The organism is Pseudomonas sp. B7 (assembly GCF_016735645.1).
Classification (GTDB): domain Bacteria; phylum Pseudomonadota; class Gammaproteobacteria; order Pseudomonadales; family Pseudomonadaceae; genus Aquipseudomonas; species Aquipseudomonas glycinae.
On the sequence record NZ_JAERRE010000003.1, the window covers coordinates 421601 to 444182 of the forward strand.

At 63.8% G+C, this 22582-nt stretch carries 5 protein-coding genes (1 of these 5 only partly in view); 1 reads left to right on the top strand and 4 read right to left on the bottom strand.

Annotation, left to right across the window (positions count from 1 at the left end):
• The 3 genes from JKA62_RS10510 to JKA62_RS10520 form a co-directional block, all read right to left on the bottom strand.
• Positions 1–2162: the 5' portion of a non-ribosomal peptide synthase/polyketide synthase gene (locus JKA62_RS10510; RefSeq protein ID WP_201817736.1), read on the bottom strand. The gene continues 11344 nt to the left of window position 1, outside the view; 2162 of the gene's 13506 nt are visible here — the first part of the coding sequence; it begins with the start codon at positions 2160–2162; the stop codon falls past the left edge of the window.
• A complete protein-coding gene (locus JKA62_RS10515) occupies positions 2162–19126 on the bottom strand; it encodes a non-ribosomal peptide synthase/polyketide synthase (RefSeq protein ID WP_201817739.1) in 16965 nt (5654 codons plus the stop codon). Before JKA62_RS10515 ends, JKA62_RS10510 begins: the two co-directional genes overlap by 1 nt.
• 194 nt (positions 19127–19320) lie before the next feature.
• Positions 19321–20058, bottom strand: a complete 738-nt coding sequence (locus JKA62_RS10520) for a thioesterase II family protein (protein WP_011333308.1) — start codon at positions 20056–20058, stop codon at positions 19321–19323.
• A 129-nt stretch (positions 20059–20187) separates the two neighbouring features.
• Here JKA62_RS10520 and JKA62_RS10525 point away from each other — a divergent pair, with 129 nt between their 5' ends.
• Positions 20188–21318 (top strand): cupin-like domain-containing protein, encoded by a 1131-nt coding sequence (locus JKA62_RS10525; RefSeq protein WP_011333307.1) that lies wholly within the window; start codon positions 20188–20190, stop codon positions 21316–21318.
• 6 nt (positions 21319–21324) lie between these two features.
• Here the strand turns inward: JKA62_RS10525 and JKA62_RS10530 are convergent, their stop codons facing one another.
• Positions 21325–22497: an MFS transporter gene (locus JKA62_RS10530; protein WP_011333306.1), complete on the bottom strand. Its 1173-nt coding sequence runs from the start codon at positions 22495–22497 to the stop codon at positions 21325–21327.
• Between the last annotated feature and the right edge of the window lie 85 nt (positions 22498–22582).

The following is a 22582-nucleotide window of genomic DNA, read 5'->3' on the forward strand; positions in this document are numbered from 1 at the left end:
ATCAGCGGCCAGAAGAATTCCCACACCGACACGTCGAAGCTGAACGGGGTCTTTTGCAGCACGCTGTCGTCAGCCGTCAGTTGATAGGCCTGCTGCATCCAGCACAGGCGGTTGACCAGCGCCGAATGACGGTTGCCCGCGCCTTTCGGTTTGCCGGTCGAGCCGGAGGTGTAGATCACGTACGCGAGGTTTTCCGGATCGAGGTTCAGCTCCGGATTGGCTTCGCTGCGACCTTCCAGCCAGTCACCGTCCTGATCGAGCACCAGACTGCGCAACCCGGCCGGAACCGGCAGTTGTGCCAGCAGATGACTTTGGGTCAGCAGCAAGGCAATGCCGCTGTCCTCGAACATGTAGGCCAGACGATCCTGCGGATACTCCGGATCCAGCGGCAGATACGCACCGCCCGCCTTGAGAATTGCCAACAGGCCGACAACCATTTCCAGCGAACGCTCGACCGAGATGCCGACCAGCACTTCCGGGCCAACACCGTGTTCGATCAATACATCTGCCAACTGATTAGCGCGGGCGTTGAGCTGGGCGTAGGTCAGACGTTGCTCGCCGAACACCAGCGCCAGCGAGTCCGGCGTGGCGCGCACCTGATCTTCGATCAGCGAATGCACGCTGCGCGACAGCGGGTATTCGGTGGCGGTGGCGTTCCAGCCTTCGACAATCAGCTCGCGTTCTGCGCTGTCGAGCAACACCAGTTCGGCCAGCGAGCAACTCGCGTCGGCCACAACCGCTGCCAACAGGTTTTGCCAATGCGCGGCCATCCGTTCGATGGTCGCGGCGCTGAACAGATCGGTGGCAAAGGTCAGTTGAGCGCCAAGGCCTTGCGGGGTCTCGAAGGTGTCCAGGCTCAGGTCGAACTGGGCAGTCTGGCTGGCCATGCTCAGCGGATCGATTTGCAGCCCCGGCAAACGCGCGCCTTGCCGGGACTCGCCGGTCGCGAGGTTCTGGTGGTTGAACATCACCTGGAACAGCGGGCTGTGGCTCAGGCTGCGTTCCGGTTGCAGGGCTTCCACCAATTGTTCGAACGGCAGCTCCTGATGCGCCTGGGCGCCCATCGCCGATTGCTTGACCTGTTGCAGCAGGCTGCGAAAACTCGCTTGCGGGTCAATGCGTGCCTTGAGCACCTGAGTGTTGACGAAGAAGCCGATCAGGCGCTCGGTCTCGACCCGGTTGCGGTTGGCGTTGGGCACGCCGACGCTGATTTCGTTCTGGCCGCTGTAGCGGTGCAACAAGGCCTGGAACGAGGCCAGCAAGACCATGAACACGGTCATGCCTTCGCGCTGGGCAAGGGTTTTCAAACCGGCAGCCAATTGGCTGTCGAGGCTCACATCGAGCCGCTGGCCACGGAAGCTCTGCACCGACGGTCGAGGAAAATCGGTCGGCAGTTGCAGCACCGAATGGTCGGTGCCCAGTTGTTCCTGCCAGTAAGCCAGTTGCCGCGCCCGCTCGCCCGCCTCCATCCAGTGCCGCTGCCAGATGGCGTAGTCGGCGTACTGGATCGGCAATTCGGCGAGGCTGACGTCGCGCCCCTGTGCATAACCGGAATACAGCTGCACCAGTTCTTCGACCATGACCCGCATCGACCAGCCATCGGCCGCAATGTGGTGCACGGTGACCGCCAATACATGATCGTCATCCGCCAGACGCAGCAGGCTGGCGCGCATCAGCGGGCCGGTCTGCAGATCGAACGGAAGGTGCAACTGCTCGTTGATGTAGGCCTGAATCTGCTGCTCGCGCTGCGTCGGGTCCGCCGCGCTATCCAGCGCATCCACCGCGATGGTCAGCGGCAGTTGTGCGTGAATCACCTGCACCGCGCCTTCGTCGTCCTGACCGAAGGTGGTGCGCAGGCTGTCGTGACGGGCGATCACGGCGTTGAACGCACGCTCCAGCGCCGGCACGTCGAGGGTGCCGCGCAACTGCAGCGCGGTCGGAATGTTGTAGGCCGCACTGTGCGGGTCCATCTGCCAGACAAACCATTGCCGGTCCTGAGCGAAGGACAACGGGATCGCGGTGAATTCCTCGCGGGTCTGCGGGATCGGCAGGTTCGCGGGGGAAACCCCTTCCTGGAGCATCTTTTCAAGATAGAGCGTGCGCTTTTCCAGGGGCAGACAAATGAACCGCCTGGCAATCTTCAGTGCGACATTCCTATCCATCAAGCCTCCTCCATTTCATCAAGCAGGGATTCCAGCTTGCTCAGTTTCAACATATCGACTTGCTCATCGGCGGCGTCCAGCTGGCTGACGAAATCGCCAAGCGCGGGGTGCTGGAAAATCAATTGCGGTGTCAGCTTCAGGCCCAGTTCCAGTTGCAGGCGCGAAACCACGGTGACGGCCAACAAGGAGTGGCCGCCCAGTTCGAAGAAGTTGTCGTTGAGGCCGATGCGCTCCAGTTGCAGCACGTCCTGCCAGATCGCCGCCACTTGTTGTTGCAGTTCAGTGGACGGCGCGACAAAGGCCTGCTGCGCCTGGCTGGCATCGAACTTGGGCAGTGCCTTGCGTTCGAGTTTGCCGTTCGGGCTGACCGGCATTTTCGCCAGCAGCACCCAGTGCAGCGGAACCATATAGTCAGGAACGTTCCGGGCGAGGTGTTCTTTAAGACGCTGGACCAGTTCGCTGCGACTGGCCTCGTCGGCATCCACCAGACGGGCGTCGTTCGGCACCACATAACCCACCAGCAACGAGCCGTCCTGGGCGATGACCACGGTCTCGCGCACGTCATCGTGCTCGGCCAGACGCGCTTCGATTTCGCCCAGTTCGATACGCAGGCCACGGATCTTCACCTGATGGTCCATACGCCCGGCGTACTCGATCACGCCGTCGGCGCGATAGCGCGCCAGGTCGCCGGTGCGGTACAGGCGCTGGCCGTCACCGAACGGGCTGGTAACAAAGCGTTCGGCGGTCAGGGCCGGACGACGGTGGTAACCCCGGGCCAGGCCTTCGCCGCCCAGATATAGCTCGCCGATCACACCGACCGGCAACGGCGCCAGGCTGTTGTCGAGGATGTAAGTGCTGAGGTTGGCAATCGGCTGACCGATCGGCACGCTGTCACGGCCTTCGTCGCGGCAGGTCCAGTGGGTCACGTCGATGGCCGCTTCGGTCGGGCCGTACAGGTTGAACAGCCCGGCGTTCGGCAACTTGGCGAACACCTGCTGCTGCGCATCGACCTGCAAGGCTTCGCCGCTGCACACGATTCGGGTCAGGCTGGTGCATTCGGCCACCGCCGGATCCTGGAGGAACGCCTGCAACATCGACGGCACAAAGTGCAGCGTGGTAATGCGCTGTTCGGTGATGACCTGAATCAGTTGCGCCGGATCACGGTGCGCGCCCGGCGCCGCGACCACCAAGGAAGAACCGGTCATCAGCGGCCAGAAGAACTCCCACACCGACACGTCGAAGCTGAACGGGGTCTTCTGCAGCACGCTGTCGTCAGCCGTCAGCTGATAGGCCTGCTGCATCCAGCACAAACGGTTGACCAGCGCCGAGTGGCGGTTGCCCGCGCCTTTCGGTTTGCCGGTCGAGCCCGAGGTGTAGATCACGTAGGCGAGGTTTTCCGGATCGATGTTCAGCGCCGGGTTGGCTTCGCTGCGACCTTCGAGCCAATCACCGTCCTGATCCAGCACCAGACTGTGCAGCCCGGCCGGAACCGGCAGTTGCGCCAGCAGATGACTTTGGGTCAGCAACAGCGCAACCCCGCTGTCCTCGAACATGTAGGCCAGACGATCCTGCGGGTACTCAGGATCCAGCGGCAGATAGGCACCGCCGGCCTTGAGAATCGCCAGCAAACCGACAACCATTTCCAGCGAGCGCTCGACCGAAATCCCGACCAGCACTTCCGGGCCGACACCGTGTTCGATCAACACATCTGCCAGCCGATTGGCCCGGGCGTTGAGCTGGGCATAGGTCAAACGTTGTTCGCCGAACACCAGCGCCAGAGCGTCCGGGGTAGCACGTACCTGATCCTCGATCAGCGAATGCACGCTGCGCGACAGCGGGTATTCGGTGGTCGTGGCGTTCCATTGTTCGACCTGCTGCTGTTGCTCCTCGCTGGAGAGCAACTCCAGTTGGCCCAACGCCAAAGCGCCGCCCTGCATCATCTGCGTCAGCAGGTTGTGCAAGTGTTCGCCCAGTCGCGCAATGTCGACTTCGGCAAAATGCGCACGGCCGTAGCTGAAGTGCAGCGACAGGGTGTCGCCCATGCTCACGGCGAGAGTCAACGGGTAGTTGGTCTGCTCGTGGTTGGTGACGTCGGTGAAGCGCAATCCGGCCGGCGCACCCTGTTGCATGGCCTCCGATACCGGGTAGTTCTCGAACACCAGAATGCTGTCGAACAGGGCGTCACCGCCCTTGCCGGCCCAGCGCTGGATCTCGAACAGCGGCGTGTGTTCGTGCTCGCGCAGGCTCAGGTTTTGCGTCTGCACGGTGTGCAACCACTGGCCGACACTCTGCTCGGCTCGCGGGGTGCCGATCACCGGCAAGGTGTTGATGAACAGCCCGATCTGCTGCTCGATGCCTTTGAGATCCGCCGGACGCCCGGCCACCGTTGCACCGAAGGCGACCGTGTCCTGACCGCTGTAGCGTTGCAGCAACAGCAGCCACGCCGCTTGCACCAGGGTGTTGAGGGTGACTTTCTGCTCACGGGCGAACTCGGCCAGTTGCCGGGTGGCAGCGGCATTCATGACGCGCTGATGATCGGCATACCCCGCGACGTCCATCAGGTCATCACGACGGGCGATGGCCTGAGTCAGACGGGTCGGCTCTTGCAGGTCGGCCAACTGGGTTTTCCAGAAAGACTCGCTGACGCTGCCGTCCTGACGTTGCAGCCAGGCGATGTAGTCGCGATAACGTCCCACCGATTGCGCCAGCGGCTGACCGCTGTAGCGGTGCAGCACTTCGCCCATCAACTGCGAGTTGCCCCAGCCATCCATCAGGATGTGATGGTTGGTGTAGATCAGGTGACAGGTGTCATCATCGATGCGCACCAGACACAGGCGCAGCAACGGCGCAGCGGTCAGTTCGAAGCCCCGTTTGCGCTCCTGCGCGGCCAGTGCGTCGAGGTCGGCCTGATAGTCACGGCGACCACGCCAGTCCTGCACGCTGAACGGCAGTTCGACCTGTTTATGCACCACCTGCACCGGACGCTCGCCCTGCCACAGGAATCCGCTGCGCAGTACGTCATGCGCCTGCAACGCTGCCTGCCAGGCAGCACGGAAGCGCTCGACATCCAGCCCCTGCACATCGGCGCGGGTCTGGTTGATGTAATCGCCGGCCTCTTCCTCGTACAGCGTGTGGAACAGCATGCCTTGCTGCATCGGCGACAGCGGATAGATGTCTTCGATCAGCGACGACGGCAGCGGCAACCCATCGAGTTGTGCCTGGCTCAGCGGCGCCAGCGGGAAGTCCGACGGCGTCACACCGTGCATGCCGTCGCGGCAGCAATGTTCGATCAGCGCCGCCAGTTCCTGGGCGTAATCATCGGCCAGAGCCTGAACGGTGCCGCGCTCGAACATGCGTTCACTGAAGGTCCAGCCAAGGCTGAATTCGCCGCCATAAATGCCGCCGTTAAGGGTCAACGGACTGCTGAGCAAGGCGTCCAGGCTCTGCTCGGCACCGCGCGCTTCACTGGCTGGCGTGAACAGGGCGGCCTGCCCCGCGTCGAAGCTGCTGTCGAACTGCCCCAGGTAATTGAACGTGATCGCCGGTTGCGGCAAGGCACGCAGGGTTTCGCGTACCGCATCGCTGCCCAGATAACGCAACACACCGAAGCCGATGCCTTTGTTCGGGATGGCGCGCAGTTGCTCCTTGACCGCTTTGAGCGAAGCGCCGAGTTCGACGCCGGCAGTCAGCCTGACCGGGAACAGACTGGTGAACCAGCCGACGCTGCGGCTCAGGTCGATGTCGGCGAACAGGTCTTCGCGGCCATGGCCTTCGAGCTGAATCAGCGTCGAATCCTCGCCGGTCCAACGGCTGATCACCCGTGCCAGTGCGGTCAGCAACAGGTCGTTGACCTGGGTGCGGTAGGCCGCTGGCGCGTCTTGCAGCAGTTGGCGGGTCAGCTCGGCGCCGAGTCGGGTCTGCACCGTGTGTTCATGACGGCTCTGCAAGCTGCCATCGGCATGATCCACCGGCAACTGGCTGGACACGTTTTGCAGCTGTTCGAGCCAGTACGGTTGCTCGGCCAGCAGCGCTTCACTGCTTGCATAAGCGTGCAGGCGCTCGGCCCAGGTTTTGAACGCGCTGGTCCGGGCCGGCAGTTTCACCGGCTGAGCGTTGCTGATTTGCTGGTAAAGCCCTTGCAGGTCTTCCAGCAGAACACGCCACGAAACGCCGTCGACCACCAGGTGATGGATCACCAGCAACAGCCGCTGAGTACCGTCCGCCAGCGTCGCCAGCACCGCGCGCAACAACGGCCCGCCGAGGGCGAGGCTGCGTTGCGCTTCCAGGCCCAGCGCTTCGAGCTCGGCGGCGTCTGTGACCTGGGTTTGCCACAGCAGATCCTCCGGCAGCTCGTCGACCGCCAGGTGTTGCGCGGTCCATAGGCCGTTAACCGACACAAACGACAAGCGCAGTGCGTCGTGATGCTCGATCAACGCGTCGAGGGCAGCTTTCAGATGCGCAGCGTCCAGAGTCTGCGAGGTGTTGAGCAGCACCGACTGGTTCCAGTGATGCGGCTCGGCCACGCCTTCTTCGAAGAACTGCAACTGCGCCGGCAGCAACAGCGATGCACCGGTGACCGGCGACTGGTCGATGACAAAACCGCCCTCGCCGACCCGCGCGACGCTGGCCAGACCTTGAATGGTCTGGTGCTGGAACAGGTCTTTCGGACTGAAATGAATACCCGCCTGACGGGCGCGGCTGACCACTTGAATCGAGACGATCGAGTCACCGCCCAGTTCGAAGAAGTTGTCGGTCACACCGACTTGCGCCAGGCCCAGCACCGCTTGCCAGATGTCCACCAGCGTTTGCTCGGCGGCATTGGTGGCGGCCAGGTAATCCTGCTGCGCCTGCGCCGCGTCGGGTTTCGGCAACGCGTGACGATCGAGTTTGCCGTTGGGCGACAGCGGCATTTTTGCCAGGAACAACAGGTGTGTCGGCACCATGTAATCCGGCAGGGTTTGCTGAAGCTGCTCGCGCAATGCACGGCGCAGCTCGCTTTGCAGCTCGCTGTCAGACATGACCGGTTCGGGGTCGGTCGGCACCACGTAGGCCACCAGTTGCTGACCGCTTGGCCCGGCCACCGCCATCACCAGCGTTTCGCGGACGGTGGGGGCATCCAGCAGACGCGCTTCGATTTCACCCAGTTCGATACGGAAACCGCGAATCTTCACCTGATGGTCGACACGGCCGATGTACTCGATCACCCCGTCGGCCCGGAACCGCGCCAGGTCACCGGTGCGATACAGACGTGCCCCCGGCTGCACCGAGAACGGGTCGGGCATGAAGCGCTCGGCGCTCAGGTCCGGACGGTTGAAATAACCGCGAGCGAGCAATTCGCCGCCGATCATCAGCTCGCCCACCGCGCCGACCGGCACCGGTTGGCCGGCAATGTCCAGCAGGTAGATGGAACGGCCCGGCAACGCCGAACCGATCGGCAAGGTCGATGGCGTCGGCTCGGCACCGGTCACGTAGTCGCCACAATCCAGCGACGTGGCAGTCACGGTGGCTTCGGTCGGGCCGTAGGTGTTGAGCAAACGAACGTGGGCCAGACCGGCCTTGTTCCAGGCCGCCATGCCTTCGGGCGGCATCGCTTCACCGCCGGCATGCACCTGACGCAACACGCCGTAGTCACGTGGGCCGACTTCGGCGAAGTCCTTGGCCAGCATGCCCCAGTAGGCGGTGGTCAGGTCGATCACGCTGATGCGCTTGTCGAGCATCTCGCTGTACAGGGTTTCGCTGTCCCAGATCTCGGTGCCGCGCAGCACCACCGAAGCACCGGTGATCAGCGCCGGGTAAAGCTGTTCGACGAAACCGTCGAAGTTGAACGTCGAGAATTGCAGCACGCAGTCCTGCGCGGTCAACGCCATCAGGTCCACGGTCACGCAGGCGTGCTTGGTCAGCGACGCCTGATTGATCCCCACGCCTTTCGGACGCCCGGTGGAGCCCGAGGTAAACATCACGTAAGCGAGATTATCGGCCAGGGTCAGGTTCGGCAGATCAGCGCTTTGGAGCTGCTCTGGTTGACGATCAACACACAGCACCTCGACGCCTGCGACCTGCGGCAGACGCTCCAGCAAATGGCTCTGGCTCAGCAAAAGGAGCAGGCCGCTGTCTTCGATCATGCAGGTCAGGCGATCACCCGGGTATTGCGGGTCCAGCGGCACATAGGCGCCGCCGGCCTTGAGCACCGCCAGCAGGCTGACAATCATCTCCAGCGAACGCTCGACCGCGATCCCCACCAGCACGTCAGGACCGACGCCGCGCTGACGCAAGGTGTGCGCCAGACGGTTGGCCTGCTGGTTGAGTGCGGCGTACGTCAGATGTTGATCGGCAAAGTACAGCGCGACCTGATCCGGCGCCCGTTGCACTTGCTGTTCGAACAATTGATGCACATGCAGCGCAGTCGGGTAGTGCCCGGCGCAATAGCCCCAATCGTTGAGTGCCAGCTCACGTGCAGCCGCATCGAGCAGTTGCAGGTCGCCCAGGCAACGTTGATCGGAACCGGCGGCCATCTGCATCAGCACGTGGTTCAACTGCGCGCCCAACTGCTCGACGGTGGCGTCGGCAAAGTGCTCGCGGTCAAAGCTGTAATGCACTTCCAGCGTGCCTTCCAGGCTTACGCCCAGGGTCAGCGGGTAGTTGGTCTGTTCGTGGTTGGCCACCGGGCCGAAGCGCAGACCTTGCGGTGCGCCCTGCTCCAGCGCCTGGGCAATCGGGTAGTTTTCGAACACCAGAATGTTGTCGAACAGCGCTTCACCGCCCTGCCCGGCCCAGCGCTGGATATCGAACAGCGCGGTGTGTTCGAACTCGCGCAGCGCGAGGTTTTGCGCCTGCACCGCTTGCAGCCAGCTGCCGAGCGATTGCTCGGGCCGTGGGCTGGCGATCACCGGCAAGGTGTTGATGAACAGACCAATCTGTTGCTCGATTCCCGGCAAGTCCGCCGGACGCCCCGCCACGGTGGCGCCGAACGCGACGCTGGCCTTGCCGGTGTAGCGTTGCAGCACCAGCAGCCATGCGGCCTGAACGAGGGTGTTGACGGTGACTTTGGAAGCCCGGGCGAACTCACCCAGACGAGCAGTCTGCTCGCTGTCCAGCACGCGATAATGGTCGCCGTAGCCTTGCACCGCCGGCGCATCTTTCGGCCGGGCGATGGCGTGAGCCAGGCGCGTCGGCTCGTCCAGCGTGCGCAACGCCGGCAGCCAGAACGCCTCGCTCGCCGCCGCGTCCTGACGCTGCAACCAGCCGATGTAGTCGCCGTAGCGACCTGCGTGCGCGGCACTGAACTTGCCGCTGTAGCGTTGCAGCACTTCGCCGAGCAACTGCGAGTTGCTCCAGCCATCCATCAGGATGTGGTGGTTGGTGTAGATCAAGTGATGACGCTGATCATCAATACGTACGATCACCAGACGCAGCAGGGTCGATGCATTCAGGTCCAGGCTCTGACGCTCGGCGTCAGCCAGGGTCTGCAACGCGTCTTCCCGCTGCGGCTGTGCACGCCAATCGTGCAGGCTGTAAGGCATTTGCGCGTGCTTGCTGACCACTTGCACCGGCGCATCCAGCTCGCCCTGCCAGACGAACCGCGTACGCAGAATGTCGTGCGCATCGACGGCGGCCTGCCAGGCCTGATGGAAACGCTCGGGGTCGAGGCCTTCGACGTCCAGGCGCATCTGGTTGATGTAGTTGCCGGTGGACTCTTCATACACCGCGTGAAACAGCATGCCCTGCTGCATCGGCGACAGCGGATAAACGTCTTCGATCGACTGCGGCGCCAGCGGCAAGCCGTCCAGTTGAGCCTGGCTCAAGCGCGCCAGCGGGAAGTCCGACGGCGTGACCCCGTGATGACCGGCCTGGCAGCAATGCGCGATCAGCGCTTGCAGTTCCTGGGCGTAATCATCGGCCAGACGCTGAATCGTTGCCTCATCGAACATCTCATGGCTGAACGTCCAGCCCAGGTTCAGTTCGCCGCCATACACCTGGCCGTTGAGCGCCAACTGGTTGGCCAGCGGCGCATTGGCATCCAGCTCATCGCCCGCCGCTTCGCTGGACGGCACGAACAGCGCGCCATCGGCGGCGTCGAAGCTGCCGTCGAACTGGCCCAGGTAGTTGAAGGTCAGGCGCGGAACCGGCAGCTGCGCGAGGGCGGCACGATCCGCCTCCTCGCCCAGATACGCCAGCGCACCGAAACCGATGCCTTTGTTGGGGATCGCGCGCAGTTGCTCCTTGATCTGTTTCAGCGACGCGCCCAGCCCTGCCACCGGCGTCAGTCTGGCCGGGTACACGGTGGTGAACCAGCCCACGGTGCGGGTCAGGTCGATGCTATCGAACAGCTCTTCACGGCCATGGCCTTCGAGTTGAATCAGCGCACTGTCGGCGCCTGTCCAGCGCACCATCACGCGGGCCAGTGCGGTCAACAGCAGGTCATTGACCTGGGTGCGATAGGCCGCCGGAGCGTCCTGCAACAACTGACGGGTCAGGGCCTTGTCCAGACGGGTACGCACGGTCAGCGCGTGACGGTTTTGCAGACCACCGTCGGCGTTGTCCAGCGGCAGCGCGACATCGGCGCCTTGAAGCTGCTCCTGCCAATACGCCAGTTCGGCGCGCAGCTCGCTGCTGCGGGCGTAGGTCTGCAGGTGCTCGGCCCAGGCCTTGGCGGCGCTGGTTTTAGCCGGCAATTGCAGGGACTCACCCGCTGCAATCTGCCGGTAAGCGCTTTGCAGATCATCGAACAGAATCCGCCACGACACGCCGTCCACCACCAGGTGATGGATCGCCAGCAACAACCGCTGGCTGCCGTCGTCGAGGTTCGCCAGCACTGCACGCAGCAGCGGCCCGGCTTGCAGATCGAGGCTGCGTTGCGCCTCGTTGGCCACCGCTTCCAGCGCGGCGCCATCGGCCACATCGACAGTCCACAGCAGAGCGTCGTCACGGCTGTCGACGTCGCGGTACTCGGCGTGCCAGCCATCGGCCTGCTCGACGAAACTCAGGCGCAAAGCATCGTGGTGCGCGACCAGCGCGTTCAGCGCCTGCTCCAGCGCCGCCGCCTGCACCAGCTGAGTCGGCTTGAGCATCACCGCCTGGTTCCAGTGCTGACGCTCGGGGATGTCCTGTTCGAAGAAGGCCTGCTGCACCGCCAGCAACGGCAGCGCGCCAGTCACCGGGCCCTGATCGATCGCTTGCGCCTGCTCGCCCACTTTGGCCACCGCCGCCAGTGCAGCAATGGTCTGGTGCTGGAACAGGTCTTTCGGCGTGAAGCGGATCCCGGCCTGCCGCGCACGACTGACCACCTGGATCGAGATGATCGAATCGCCACCCAGCTCGAAGAAGTTGTCGCTGACACCCACCTGCTGAAGCTTCAGCACGTCCTGCCAGATCGTCGCCAGTTGCTGCTCCAGCACGGTTTGCGGCGCGACGTAGGCTTGTTGCAGTTGGCTGACATCCGGTTTCGGCAGGTTCTTGCGGTCGAGTTTGCCGTTCGGCGTCAGCGGCATGCGTTCCAGACGCAGCACGTAGGCCGGCACCATGTGCGCCGGTAGCGTGGCTTTGAGTTGCTCGCGCAGGTCTTCGGCGAAATCCTCGCGGGCCGAATCACCGACCACGTAGGCCACCAGACGCTTGCCGCTGCCGGCGCTGCCTTCCTGGGCCACGACCACCGCTTCGCGCACGCCGTCGAGGGCTTGCAGGCAGGCTTCGATTTCCCCCAGTTCGATCCGGAAACCACGGATCTTCACCTGATTGTCGATGCGATCCAGGTAGTCGAAAGTGCCGTCGGCGCGCTGGCGCACCAGGTCGCCGGTGCGGTACAGCAAACCGCCGGTGTGGCTGAACGGATCCGCGACGAAACGCTCCGCCGTCAGCCCCGGACGGTTGAGGTAACCGCGCGCCAGGCCCGTGCCGCCAAGGTACAACTCACCGGCCATGCCTTGCGGCAACAGGTTCAGATCGGCGTCGAGCACATAGGCGCTGCGGTCGCCGATACGGCTGCCTATCGGCGCGTAGGCTGCACCGCACGGCACTTCGCGGCCGGCCTTCCAGATCAGCGGCGTGACCACGGTTTCGGTCGGCCCGTAACCGTTGATGATGTAGTCCGGATCAAGGGCGCGTTTGACCCGTTCGAAACTGGCGCTCGGCACCGCGTCACCGCCGAAGCAGTAAATGCGCACCTTGGGTGGATGCCCCTCGCGCTCGGCGTGTTCGGCCAGTTGTTGCAAGTACACCGGCGGGAACGCGACCACGGTCACGCCGTGTTCGCGCATTGCGTTGTAAGTCTGCTCCGGGGTCCACAGCGTGTCGTCGCGGATCAGCAGCGAGGCACCGTGGGTCAGGCTGGTCAGCCAGCGCTCGTGGGCACCGTCGAAGGCGAACGACATGAAGTGGAATTCGCAGTCGCTGTCACGCATTTCATAACGCTGACCGATGGCCTGGCAGTGCATCGCCAGCGGGCCGTGGGCAACACTGACACCCTTCGGATTGCCGGTAGAACCGGAGGTGTAAATCACGTAGGCGAGGTTGTCCGGATCGAGCTGCACCTGCGGTGCCTTGATCGGCCACTCGCGCAAGTCGAGGCGGTCCAGTTCCAGCACCGGTACCGATTCGGCGACCGGCAGTTGCGCCGACACCGACGAATCGCTGATCAGCAGCGCCAGCCCCGAATCCTCGATCAGGTACGCCAGACGCTCGCGCGGATAGCTGGTGTCCAGCGGCACATAGGCACCGCCCGCCTTGAGCACGGCCAGCAAGGCAACGATCACTGATTCGCTGCGCGGCAAGGCTACGCCGACCCGGGTTTCGGCACCGACACCGCGTGCAATCAGCGCGTGGGCCAGTTGATTGGCGCGCTGATCGATCTCGCCATAGCTGAAGTGCTGGCCGTTGAAAATCACCGCCGTGCGCTGCGGACGCTCAGCGGCCAGGGCGCTGATCCGCTGGTGCACAGCGATGTCCACCGGGTACGGCTGCGGGTGGTTATCGGCTTGTTGGCGGGCGTGTTCGCCGGCATCGGCCAGGGCAATTTCACCGAGGCTGCGCTCGGCCGACACAGCAAACTGCTCCAGCAATTGCAGCAGGTGCGCGCTGATGCCTTCGATGGCAGCGGGGGCGAAATGACCACGGTCGAAGCTGTAGTGCAGCGCCAGTTGTTCACCGAGCGTGACGGCGACGCTCAACGCATAGTGAGTCTGTTCCAGGTTGGCGACTTCGCCGAACACCACGCCCTGATCGGCGCCTTGCTTCAGGGCCTGGGTAATCGGGTAGTTTTCGAACACCAGAATGTTGTCGAACAGCGCTTCACCGCCCTGCCCGGCCCAACGCTGAATGTCCGCCAGCGGCGTGTGCTCGAAATCGCGCAGGCCGAGGTTCTGCGCCTGCACGGTTTGCAGCCAGTGGCCCACGCTTTGATCGGGACGCGGCGCACCGATCACTGGCAAGGTGTTGATGAACAGTCCGACTTGCTGCTCGATACCCGGCAAGTCCGCCGGACGCCCGGCGACCGTGGCCCCGAACGCCACCGCTTCGTGACCGGTGTAGCGTTGCAGCAACAGCAGCCACGCGGCCTGGATCAAGGTGTTGACGGTGACTTTCTGCTGGCGGGCGAAGGTTTCCAGCACACGGGTTTGCGCCACGTCGAGGGTCTGGAAGTGATCGCCGTGACCGCTCTGGCCGTCGCTGGTCGAGGCCACACGGGCCAGACGGGTCGGCTCTTGCAGGGCGGCCAGTTGCTCGCCCCAGAAGTTTTCGCTGAGTCGAGCGTCCTGACGTTGCAACCAGGCAATGTAGTCGCGATAGCGGCCGCCGGCATTCGCCGGAATCTGCCCGCTGTAGCGCTGCAACACCTCACCGAGCAACTGCGAGTTGCTCCAGCCGTCCATCAGGATGTGGTGATGGGTGTAGATCAGATGCCACTGCTCGGCGCCGGTCTGCACCAGCACCAGACGCAGCAACGGCGCGCAGGTCAGGTCGAAACCTTGTTGGCGCTCGGCATCGGCCAGCGCCGCGAGGGCTTGTGGCTGATCATCACGGGTGCGCCAGTCCAGCGACGTGAACGGCAACTGCACCTGTTTGTGGACGATTTGCACCGGCTCGGCCAACTCGCCCTGCCAGACAAACCCGCTGCGCAGGATGTCCTGAGCATCTACAGTGGCTTGCCACGCATCGCGGAAACGTTGTGGATTGATGCCTTGAACGTCGACGCGCATCTGGTTGATGTACTCGCCCGCCGCTTGCTCGTACAGGGTATGGAACAGCAGACCCTGCTGCATCGGCGACAGCGGATAGAGATCGTCCAGCTCACCGGCCGGCACCGGCAGCGCATCGAGTTGCGCCTGGGTCACCCGTGCCAGCGGGAAGTCCGACGGCGTCGCTTGCGGCGCTTCGAGCGCACAGCAATGGTCGATCAGGGCATTGAGTTCATGGGCGTATTGATCTGCCAGTTGCTGCACGGTCGCCGTGTCGAACATCTCACGGCTGAAGCCCCAGTTCAGCGCCAGCTCGCCGCCGTACACCTGGCCTTCGACCGTCAGCCAGTTGGCCAGCGGCGCCGAAGGATCCTGTGCTTCACCACCACCTTCACCGGACGGCACAAACAGTGCCGCTTCATCGAACTGACGGTCGAACTGGCCGAGGTAATTGAAGGTGATGCGCGGTTTGACGTCGCTGTTCAGCGACGCCGCCGTTTGCGCGTCCGCCAGATAACGCAGTGCGCCGTAGCTCAGGCCTTTGTCCGGCACGGCACGCAGTTGTTCCTTGATGGCTTTGATCGAAGCGCCCAGGTTGTCCGCCGGGCAAAGATTGACCGGGAACAGGCTGGTGAACCAGCCAAGGGTGCGGGTCAGGTCGATGTCATCGAACAGGTCTTCGCGACCGTGACCTTCCAGTTGAATCAGGGTGCTGGCCTGGCCGCTCCAGCGGCAGACCACGCGGGCCAGCGCGGTCAGCAGCAGGTCGTTGACCTGGGTGCGATAGGCCGCCGGCGCCTGTTGCAGCAACTTGCGGGTCTGCTCGGCGCTGAGCTTGAGCTCAACCTTGTCTTCGAAACGGTTTTCCAGTGCGCCGTCAGGACGCTCGCAAGGCAGTTCGGCACGCGGTGCGTCACGCAGCTGCGCCTGCCAGTAATCGAGGCTTTCGGCGAAAGTCGGCAGGTGTCCTTGCAGGCGTGCGACCCACTGCTGATACGAACTGGTCTTGCCCGGCAAGGCGCTGGCCGCGCCGCTCAGGGCCTGGGTGTAAGCAGCTTGCAGGTCTTCCAGCAACACGCGCCACGACACGCCGTCGATCACCAGGTGATGCGCAACCAGCAGCAGACGCTGGCCGCCATAGGCCATATTCACCAGCATCGCGCGCAACAATGGCCCATTGCTCAGGTCCAGACTGCGCTGGGCTTCATCGCACAAGGCCTTGAGATCTTCCTGCGATTGCGCGCTGCGCTGCCACAACACCGACTCGCCGGTTGGCGCAGCGTACGCCTGCTGCCAGCCCTCGGCAGTCGATTCGTAGCGCAGGCGCAGCGCGTCGTGATGGTTGAGCAACTGACTCAGCGCGCGCTCCAGCGCGGCAGCGTCCACAGGCTGTTGCGCCGCCAGCAACAGCGACTGGTTCCAGTGCTGACGCTGAGGAATGTCCTGTTCGAAGAACCACTGCTGAACCGGTGCCAGCGCCACGGCGCCCACGGCCGGGCCTTGGTCGATCAGCGTCTGTTGGCCCTGACGGGCGACTTGCACCAGGCTACGGATAGTCTGGTGCTGGAACAGTTCTTTGGGGCTCAGCACGATCCCGGCCTGACGGGCACGGCTGACCACTTGCATCGACACAATGGAGTCGCCGCCCAGTTCGAAGAAGTTGTCTTCGAGGCCGACGTTTTCAATCGACAACACGTCCTGCCAGATCGCCGCCAGGGCTTTTTCCAGGGCGCTGCGGGGCGCCACGTGTTCGCGTTGTTGCTGGCTGCCATCGACGGCCGGCAACGCCTTGCGATCGAGTTTGCCGTTGGGCGTCAGCGGCAATTGCTCGAGGAACAGCAGGTACGCCGGCACCATGTAGTCCGGCAAATGTTGGCGCAGCGCCGCTTTCAGGGTTTCGCGCAGGCTTGCCTGGGCATCGGCATCCGCCGCCAGCACGGCCGCGTCGGTCGGCACGATGTAGGCCACCAATTGCTGGCCGCTGGCGCCTTCCTGAGCCAGCACCGCCAGCTCGCGCACCGCGCCCTGCTGCAACAGCCGCGCTTCGATTTCGCCGAGTTCGATGCGGAAGCCGCGTACCTTCACCTGATGGTCGATCCGGCCAACGTATTGCAGCGCGCCATCGGCCTGATAACGGGTCAGGTCGCCGGTGCGGTACAGCCGCTCGCCATTGCTGGCGAATGGATTGGGCACGTACTTCTCGGCGGTCATCGCCGCGCGGCCCAGATAGCCACGGGTGATGCCAGCCCCCGCCAGATACAGTTCGGCTGCCGCGCCTTGCGGCACCGGTTGCAGATCGGCGTCCAGCAGATAGCTGGCGGTGCCGGTCAGTGGTCGACCGATGCTCGGCGTACCGCCCGCCGCACGACGGGTCCAGGTGGAATACGTGGTGTCTTCCGACGGGCCGTACAGGTCATAGACGTGCTCGACGCTGGCCTGCTGATACAGCGCTTCCACCAGGCTTTGCTTCAGCGGCTCGCCGGCGAGGTTGATGATGCGCACGCTCGACGGGATCGCACCGTCGCGCTGCAAGGCATTGATCGCCGAAGGCACGGTGTTGATCAACCGCACCTGATCGCGCGCCGACAGTTGCGGCAACTCGAGGGCATTGCGCGCGATGATCAGCGAGCCGCCATTGGCGAGGGTGACAAACAGCTCCCACACGGACAGGTCGAAACACACCGACGTCGACGCCAGCACACCTTGAATGTCATCGCGGCTGTAGACCGTGCGCGACCAGTCGATCAAGGCCTGCACGTTGCGGTGCGCGATGGCCACGCCTTTCGGTTTGCCGGTGGAGCCGGAGGTGTAGATCACGTAGGCGAGGTTGTCCGGTGTCACCGCCGTGACGGGCGCACGGGACGGATACGCCGCCAGTTCTGCGCCGATCCGGTCCAGCAACAGCACCTGGGTTTCGGCGCTGACGGAGAGGGTCTCGGCCACGGCGTGCTCGGTCAGCAGCACCAGCGCGCGGCTGTCTTCAAGCATGTAGGCAACACGATCCGCCGGATAATCCGGGTCCAGCGGTACATAGGCGCCGCCGGCCTTGAGCACCGCCAGCAATGCCACCAGCAGGCTGTCGGAACGCTGCATGGCAACGCCAACCCGGACTTCCGGACTGACGCCGCACTCGATCAGTTTGTGCGCCAGCGCATTGGCCCGCGCATCGATCTCGGCATAGGTGAAGGTTTGCTCGCCAAAGGTCACGGCCAGCGCGCCCGGCTGGGCGGCAACCTGTTGCTCGATCAAGCGATGGATGCTCGACGCCTCGGCAGTGCCGGCGTCCACGCTGTTCCAGTCGAACACCATGCGTTGGTATTCAGCCGCTTCCAGCAGCGGCAGATCGCTGATGCGCTGGTTGCTGTTCTGCACCATGCCACGCAGCAGATTGAGCCAGTGCTGCGCCATGCGCGCGATGGTCTGCGGGTCGAACAGATCGTTGGCGTAAGTCAGCGCGGCGTGCAGCCTGCCGCCCTTCTCGTAGGTGTCCAGGGTCAGATCGAACTGGGTGGTGCGCCCCTGCCATTCGATGACGCCCAGCTCCAGCCCGGAAGCCGTGCTCACGGTGCTGATGTCGGCGACTTGCGGCTGATGGTTGTACATCACCTGGAACAGCGGCGTGTGGCTGAGGCTGCGTTCCAGTTTCAGCGCTTCGACCAGACGCTCGAACGGCAAGTCCTGATGAGCCTGGGCACCGAGTGCGGTCTCTTTGACGGCACGCAACAGATCAGCGACGCGCGTCTGTCCGTCCAGTTCGGTACGCAATACCTGGGTGTTGACGAAGAAGCCGATCAGGCCTTCGATTTCCCCCCGGTTACGGTTGGCGATCGGCACGCCGACGCGAATGTCCGACTGCCCGGTGTAGCGATGCAGCAACACGTTGAAGGCGCCGAGCAGCAACATGAACAAGGTGATGTTGTGCTGCTGGGCGCTGCTGCGCAGTTGTTCCGCCAGCGCGCCGTCGATGGCGAATTCGTAGCGCGTGCCGCGATAGCTCGGCATTGCCGGGCGCGGGTGATCGGTTGGCAACTCCAGCACCGGGTGCTCATTGCCCAGTTGCGCCTGCCAGTATTCCAGCTGCCGGGCCTGCTCGCCCGCCTCCAGCCAGCGGCGCTGCCACAGTGCGTAGTCGCTGTACTGGATCGGCAACGGCGCCAGTTGCGGCGACTGGCCGGCTTCATGGGCGTCATAGCAACGGATGAATTCGTCGATCAGCACGTTCATCGACCAGCCATCGGAAACGATGTGGTGCAGGGTCAACAGCAGCACGTGCTCCTGTTCGTCGAGCTTGAGCAACTTGACCCGCAGCAGCGGGCCGACGGCCAGATCGAACGGTTGCAAGGATTGTTGCTGAGCGGCGTCGGCCACCGCGACTTCGCGCTCGGGCTCTGCAAGACCGCGGAAATCCACGTGTTCGATCACCAGCGGCGCTTCGGCCGGCACGTGCAGCAGGCTGTCGTCGGCCTGCCGCTGGAACACCGTGCGCAGGGTTTCGTGGCGCGCCACCAGGCTGGCAAACGCCGCGTCGAGGGCGGCCAGGCTCAGGCGCCCCGTCAGGCGCACCGCACCGGGCAAGTTGTAGGCGCCGCTGTGCGGGTCCAACTGCCAGAGAAACCACATACGCTGCTGCGCGTAGGACAGCGCCTGCCGATCATCGGCCTCGACCCCTTGAGGAATCGGAAAACGGGCGAAATCCACGCCCTCCTTGTGCAGGGCCGCGAGGAACATCTGGCGCTTTTCCAGGGGCAACCCGATAAACCGGCGAGCAAGTTTCAAGGAGTCTTCAGCATTCATTTCTTGGTATCCGAATCAGTAGGCTGGCAGCACAAAGGCACGTCGTCCCTATAAAACGAATGCAAAGCGGAAAAATTAGCGATTGAGAAGAACTATCAGAAGGGAGGTGCAGCGCGGATTTGCGGGCGATAAAAAACCCTGCGGGAGCAAGCCTGCTCGCTCATCACAGGGTTCTGGACAGTACTGAGTCCGGATTAGACGGCGGCCATCAAGCCATGTCGACGATGATGCACGTCGAGCTGATCCTTGATCACCCGCAGCACCTTGGCTTCGTGCTCATGAATGAAGAAGTGTCCACCGGCCAGCATGTCCACCGAGAAACTGCCACGGGTTTCCTTGCTCCAGCCGATCAACTGCTCGGTGGTGGCCTTGTCGGCCTTGCCGCCGAGTACGTGCACCGGGCAGTTGAGCAGCGGCCGCTGCAACGGCTGGAATTTGCCGCACAGCAGGAAATCGGCGCGCAGGATCGGCAGCGTCAGGCTCATCAACTCTTCATTGGCCAGCACTTCCTCACTGGTGCCATTGAGTGTGCGCAGCTGATCGATCAGCTCGGCGTCTGTCTTGGGCTCGGCAAAGCCGCGGTCGTAATCGGCGCGCAACGTCGGCGCTGCGGTGCCCGAGGCGAACAGTGCCACCGGCTCCGGGCAGCCCAGCGCGCGCAAGGCATGAGCCATTTCGCAGGCCAGCAAGGCGCCCAGGCTATGGCCGAACAGTGCGTAAGGGGCCTTGAGTGTCGGCCGCAGTTCCCTGGCCAGTTGCATGGCCAGTGCCCGCATGTCGGTGTGCAGCGGTTCGCCGAACCGGGCACCGCGCCCCGGCAACTCTACCGGTTGCAATTGCAGCCACTGCGGCAGCTTCGGCCGCCAGCGGCTGTAGACCATGGCACTGGCGCCGGAGTACGGCAGGCACAGCAGGGTCAACTTGGTCACCACGCTTCCCTCGGAAAAAATGTCTCTGTTGAGGGTACGGATGGCTGCCCGGGCAAATTAGTCGGCAGTTCGTAAATTTCCGTTACAAACGCTCGTTAACCGTTCAGACCAAAACAACGACGAGGATTCACCGTGGACCTGCAGACCATTCTGGGCAAACTGTTCGCCAATGCCGGCGCGGTCGGTATCGAAGGCGTTTTCCAATTCGTATTGGGTTCACAGGCATTCTGGTCCGAGGTCAGCGCGAGCAGCCGCACCGAGGCCGGTCGCCATGCCAGCCCCGACGTGACCATTGAAGTCGCTGAGCAGGACTTTCTCGGGATCATGGCCGGCATCGCCAACGTCGAGGAACTGTTTGCCAGCGGTCGCCTGAAGATCAGCGGCAACATGGGCCTGGCGACGATGCTGCCGCAGATCATCGACCACGCTCGCCGGGGGGTGGCGCCCGTGGAAAAGGTCGACATGAACAAGCGCTATCCGACGCCGCCCCGTTTCAGCGAAAAACTCACCGCCAGCCTGCCAGCGCAAACCGTCGTCGAGCGCAGACCGCGCAGCGAGTTGTCGCTGATCGAATTCGAGAGCCGCTACCTGCCCAACGGTATTCCGGTGGTGATCAGCAATGCCTTGCACGACTGGCCGCTGTTCAGGCTCAGCCGCGAAGAATCGCTGGTGCATTTCGCCGAACTGCAAGGCATCACCCGCCACGGCGATTACGTGAAAAAGACGTTCTCGACCGAGCGGGACTTCCGCTCCACGTCGATGGCCGATTTCATCGCCTCGCTGGACAGCCCGGCGGTCAAAGGTGCGGACGGAGAGCCACCGGCCTACATGGGCAACAACATTCTGCCGGCAGCGCTGATGGAGCAGATTCAGTACCCGCCCTACTTCGACGCTTCGCTGTTCATCCCACCGCGCATCTGGATCGGCCCCAAAGGCACATTGACCCCGCTGCACCGCGATGACACCGACAACCTGTTCGCCCAGGTCTGGGGCCAAAAGAAGTTCACCCTCGCCGCACCGCATCATCGTGAAGCGCTGGGCACCTGGTCCACCGCGCCGGAAGGCGGGCTGGACGGCTGCGATTTCAACCCGGATGCGCCGGACTATGAGCGCTTCCCCAAGGCCCGCGACGTGACCTTCATGCGGGTGACGCTGGAAGCCGGGGATCTGCTGTTCCTGCCCGAAGGCTGGTTCCATCAGGTGGAATCGGTGTCGACGTCGCTGTCGGTCAATTTCTGGGTGAACTCGGGCCGGGGCTGGTAACCGGCATTATTTGAGGTGACGAAAGCTCTGCACCGCCGAGCCCAGCACCACTGCCCCGGCGGCAATCGCCAGCCAGAAGCCGCTGCGGGCACCGAACGCATCCACCAGTGCGCCGGAACCGGCGGCACCGATGGCGACGCCAATGCTCAAACCGGTCACCAGCCAGGTCAGGCCTTCGGTGAGTTTGGCCGGCGGTACGATGCGCTCGATCAACGCCATCGCCACGATCAGGGTCGGCGAGAAGAACAGCCCGGCAATGAACACCGCGACGGCCAACCCGAAAATGTTGCTCGCCAGCAACAACGGCAGCGTTGTCACCGCTGTCGCCAGACCGCCGTAGAGAAACAGGCGCGGCAACGGCAGCTTCGAGCGCATCGCGCCGAAGGCAATCCCGGCCAGACAGGAGCCGATGGCATACACCGACAGCACGATGCTCGCCGCCGCCGGCTGCTCCTGCTGCTGGGCGAACGCGACGCTGACCACATCCACCACGCCGACAATCACGCCCATGGCGAGCATCAACGCCAGCAGCCATTGCACGTCGGTGGAACGAATGATCGAACCTTGATGCTGCGATTCGTGCGGATGCACCGGCGGCTCGGTGCTGCGCTGGGCGACGAACGCTGTGACGCCAATCGCCAGCATCAACAGCGCCGCCAGTGGCCCGGCCTCGGGAAACACGCCGACGCACAAGCCCACCGACAACGGCGGGCCGACGATGAAACAGACTTCGTCGAGCACCGACTCCAATGCATAAGCGGTCTGCAATTGCGGCTGGCCGCGATAGATTTCGGTCCAGCGTGCCCGCGCCATCGCCGACATGCTCGGCATGCAACCGGCCAATGCTGCGCACACAAACAGGGTCCAGGTCGGCGCCTGCAAACGGGTGCACAGCAGCAACATCAGCAGCGCGCCCCCGCCGATCAGCGCCGCCACCGGCAGCACCCGACCCTGGCCGAAACGGTCCACCAGCCGTGACACCTGCGGCGCGCAAAACGCCGTGGCCAACGCAAACGTCGCCGCCACCCCACCCGCCAGCGCGTAACCGCCGGTCAATTGCGAGAGCATGGTGATGACACCGATGCCGGTCATGGAAATCGGCATGCGCGCGATCATCGCGGCCATCACAAAAGCCCGGGCGCCGGGGGCGTTGAACAACTCGCGGTAAGGGTTTGCCATCGGATGCAGCCTCATCAGGGGCGGCCAAGTTGCCACAAAGCCTGACGGGCGGGGAAGCGAGGAATTGTTGGTGGAATGTGAAGGG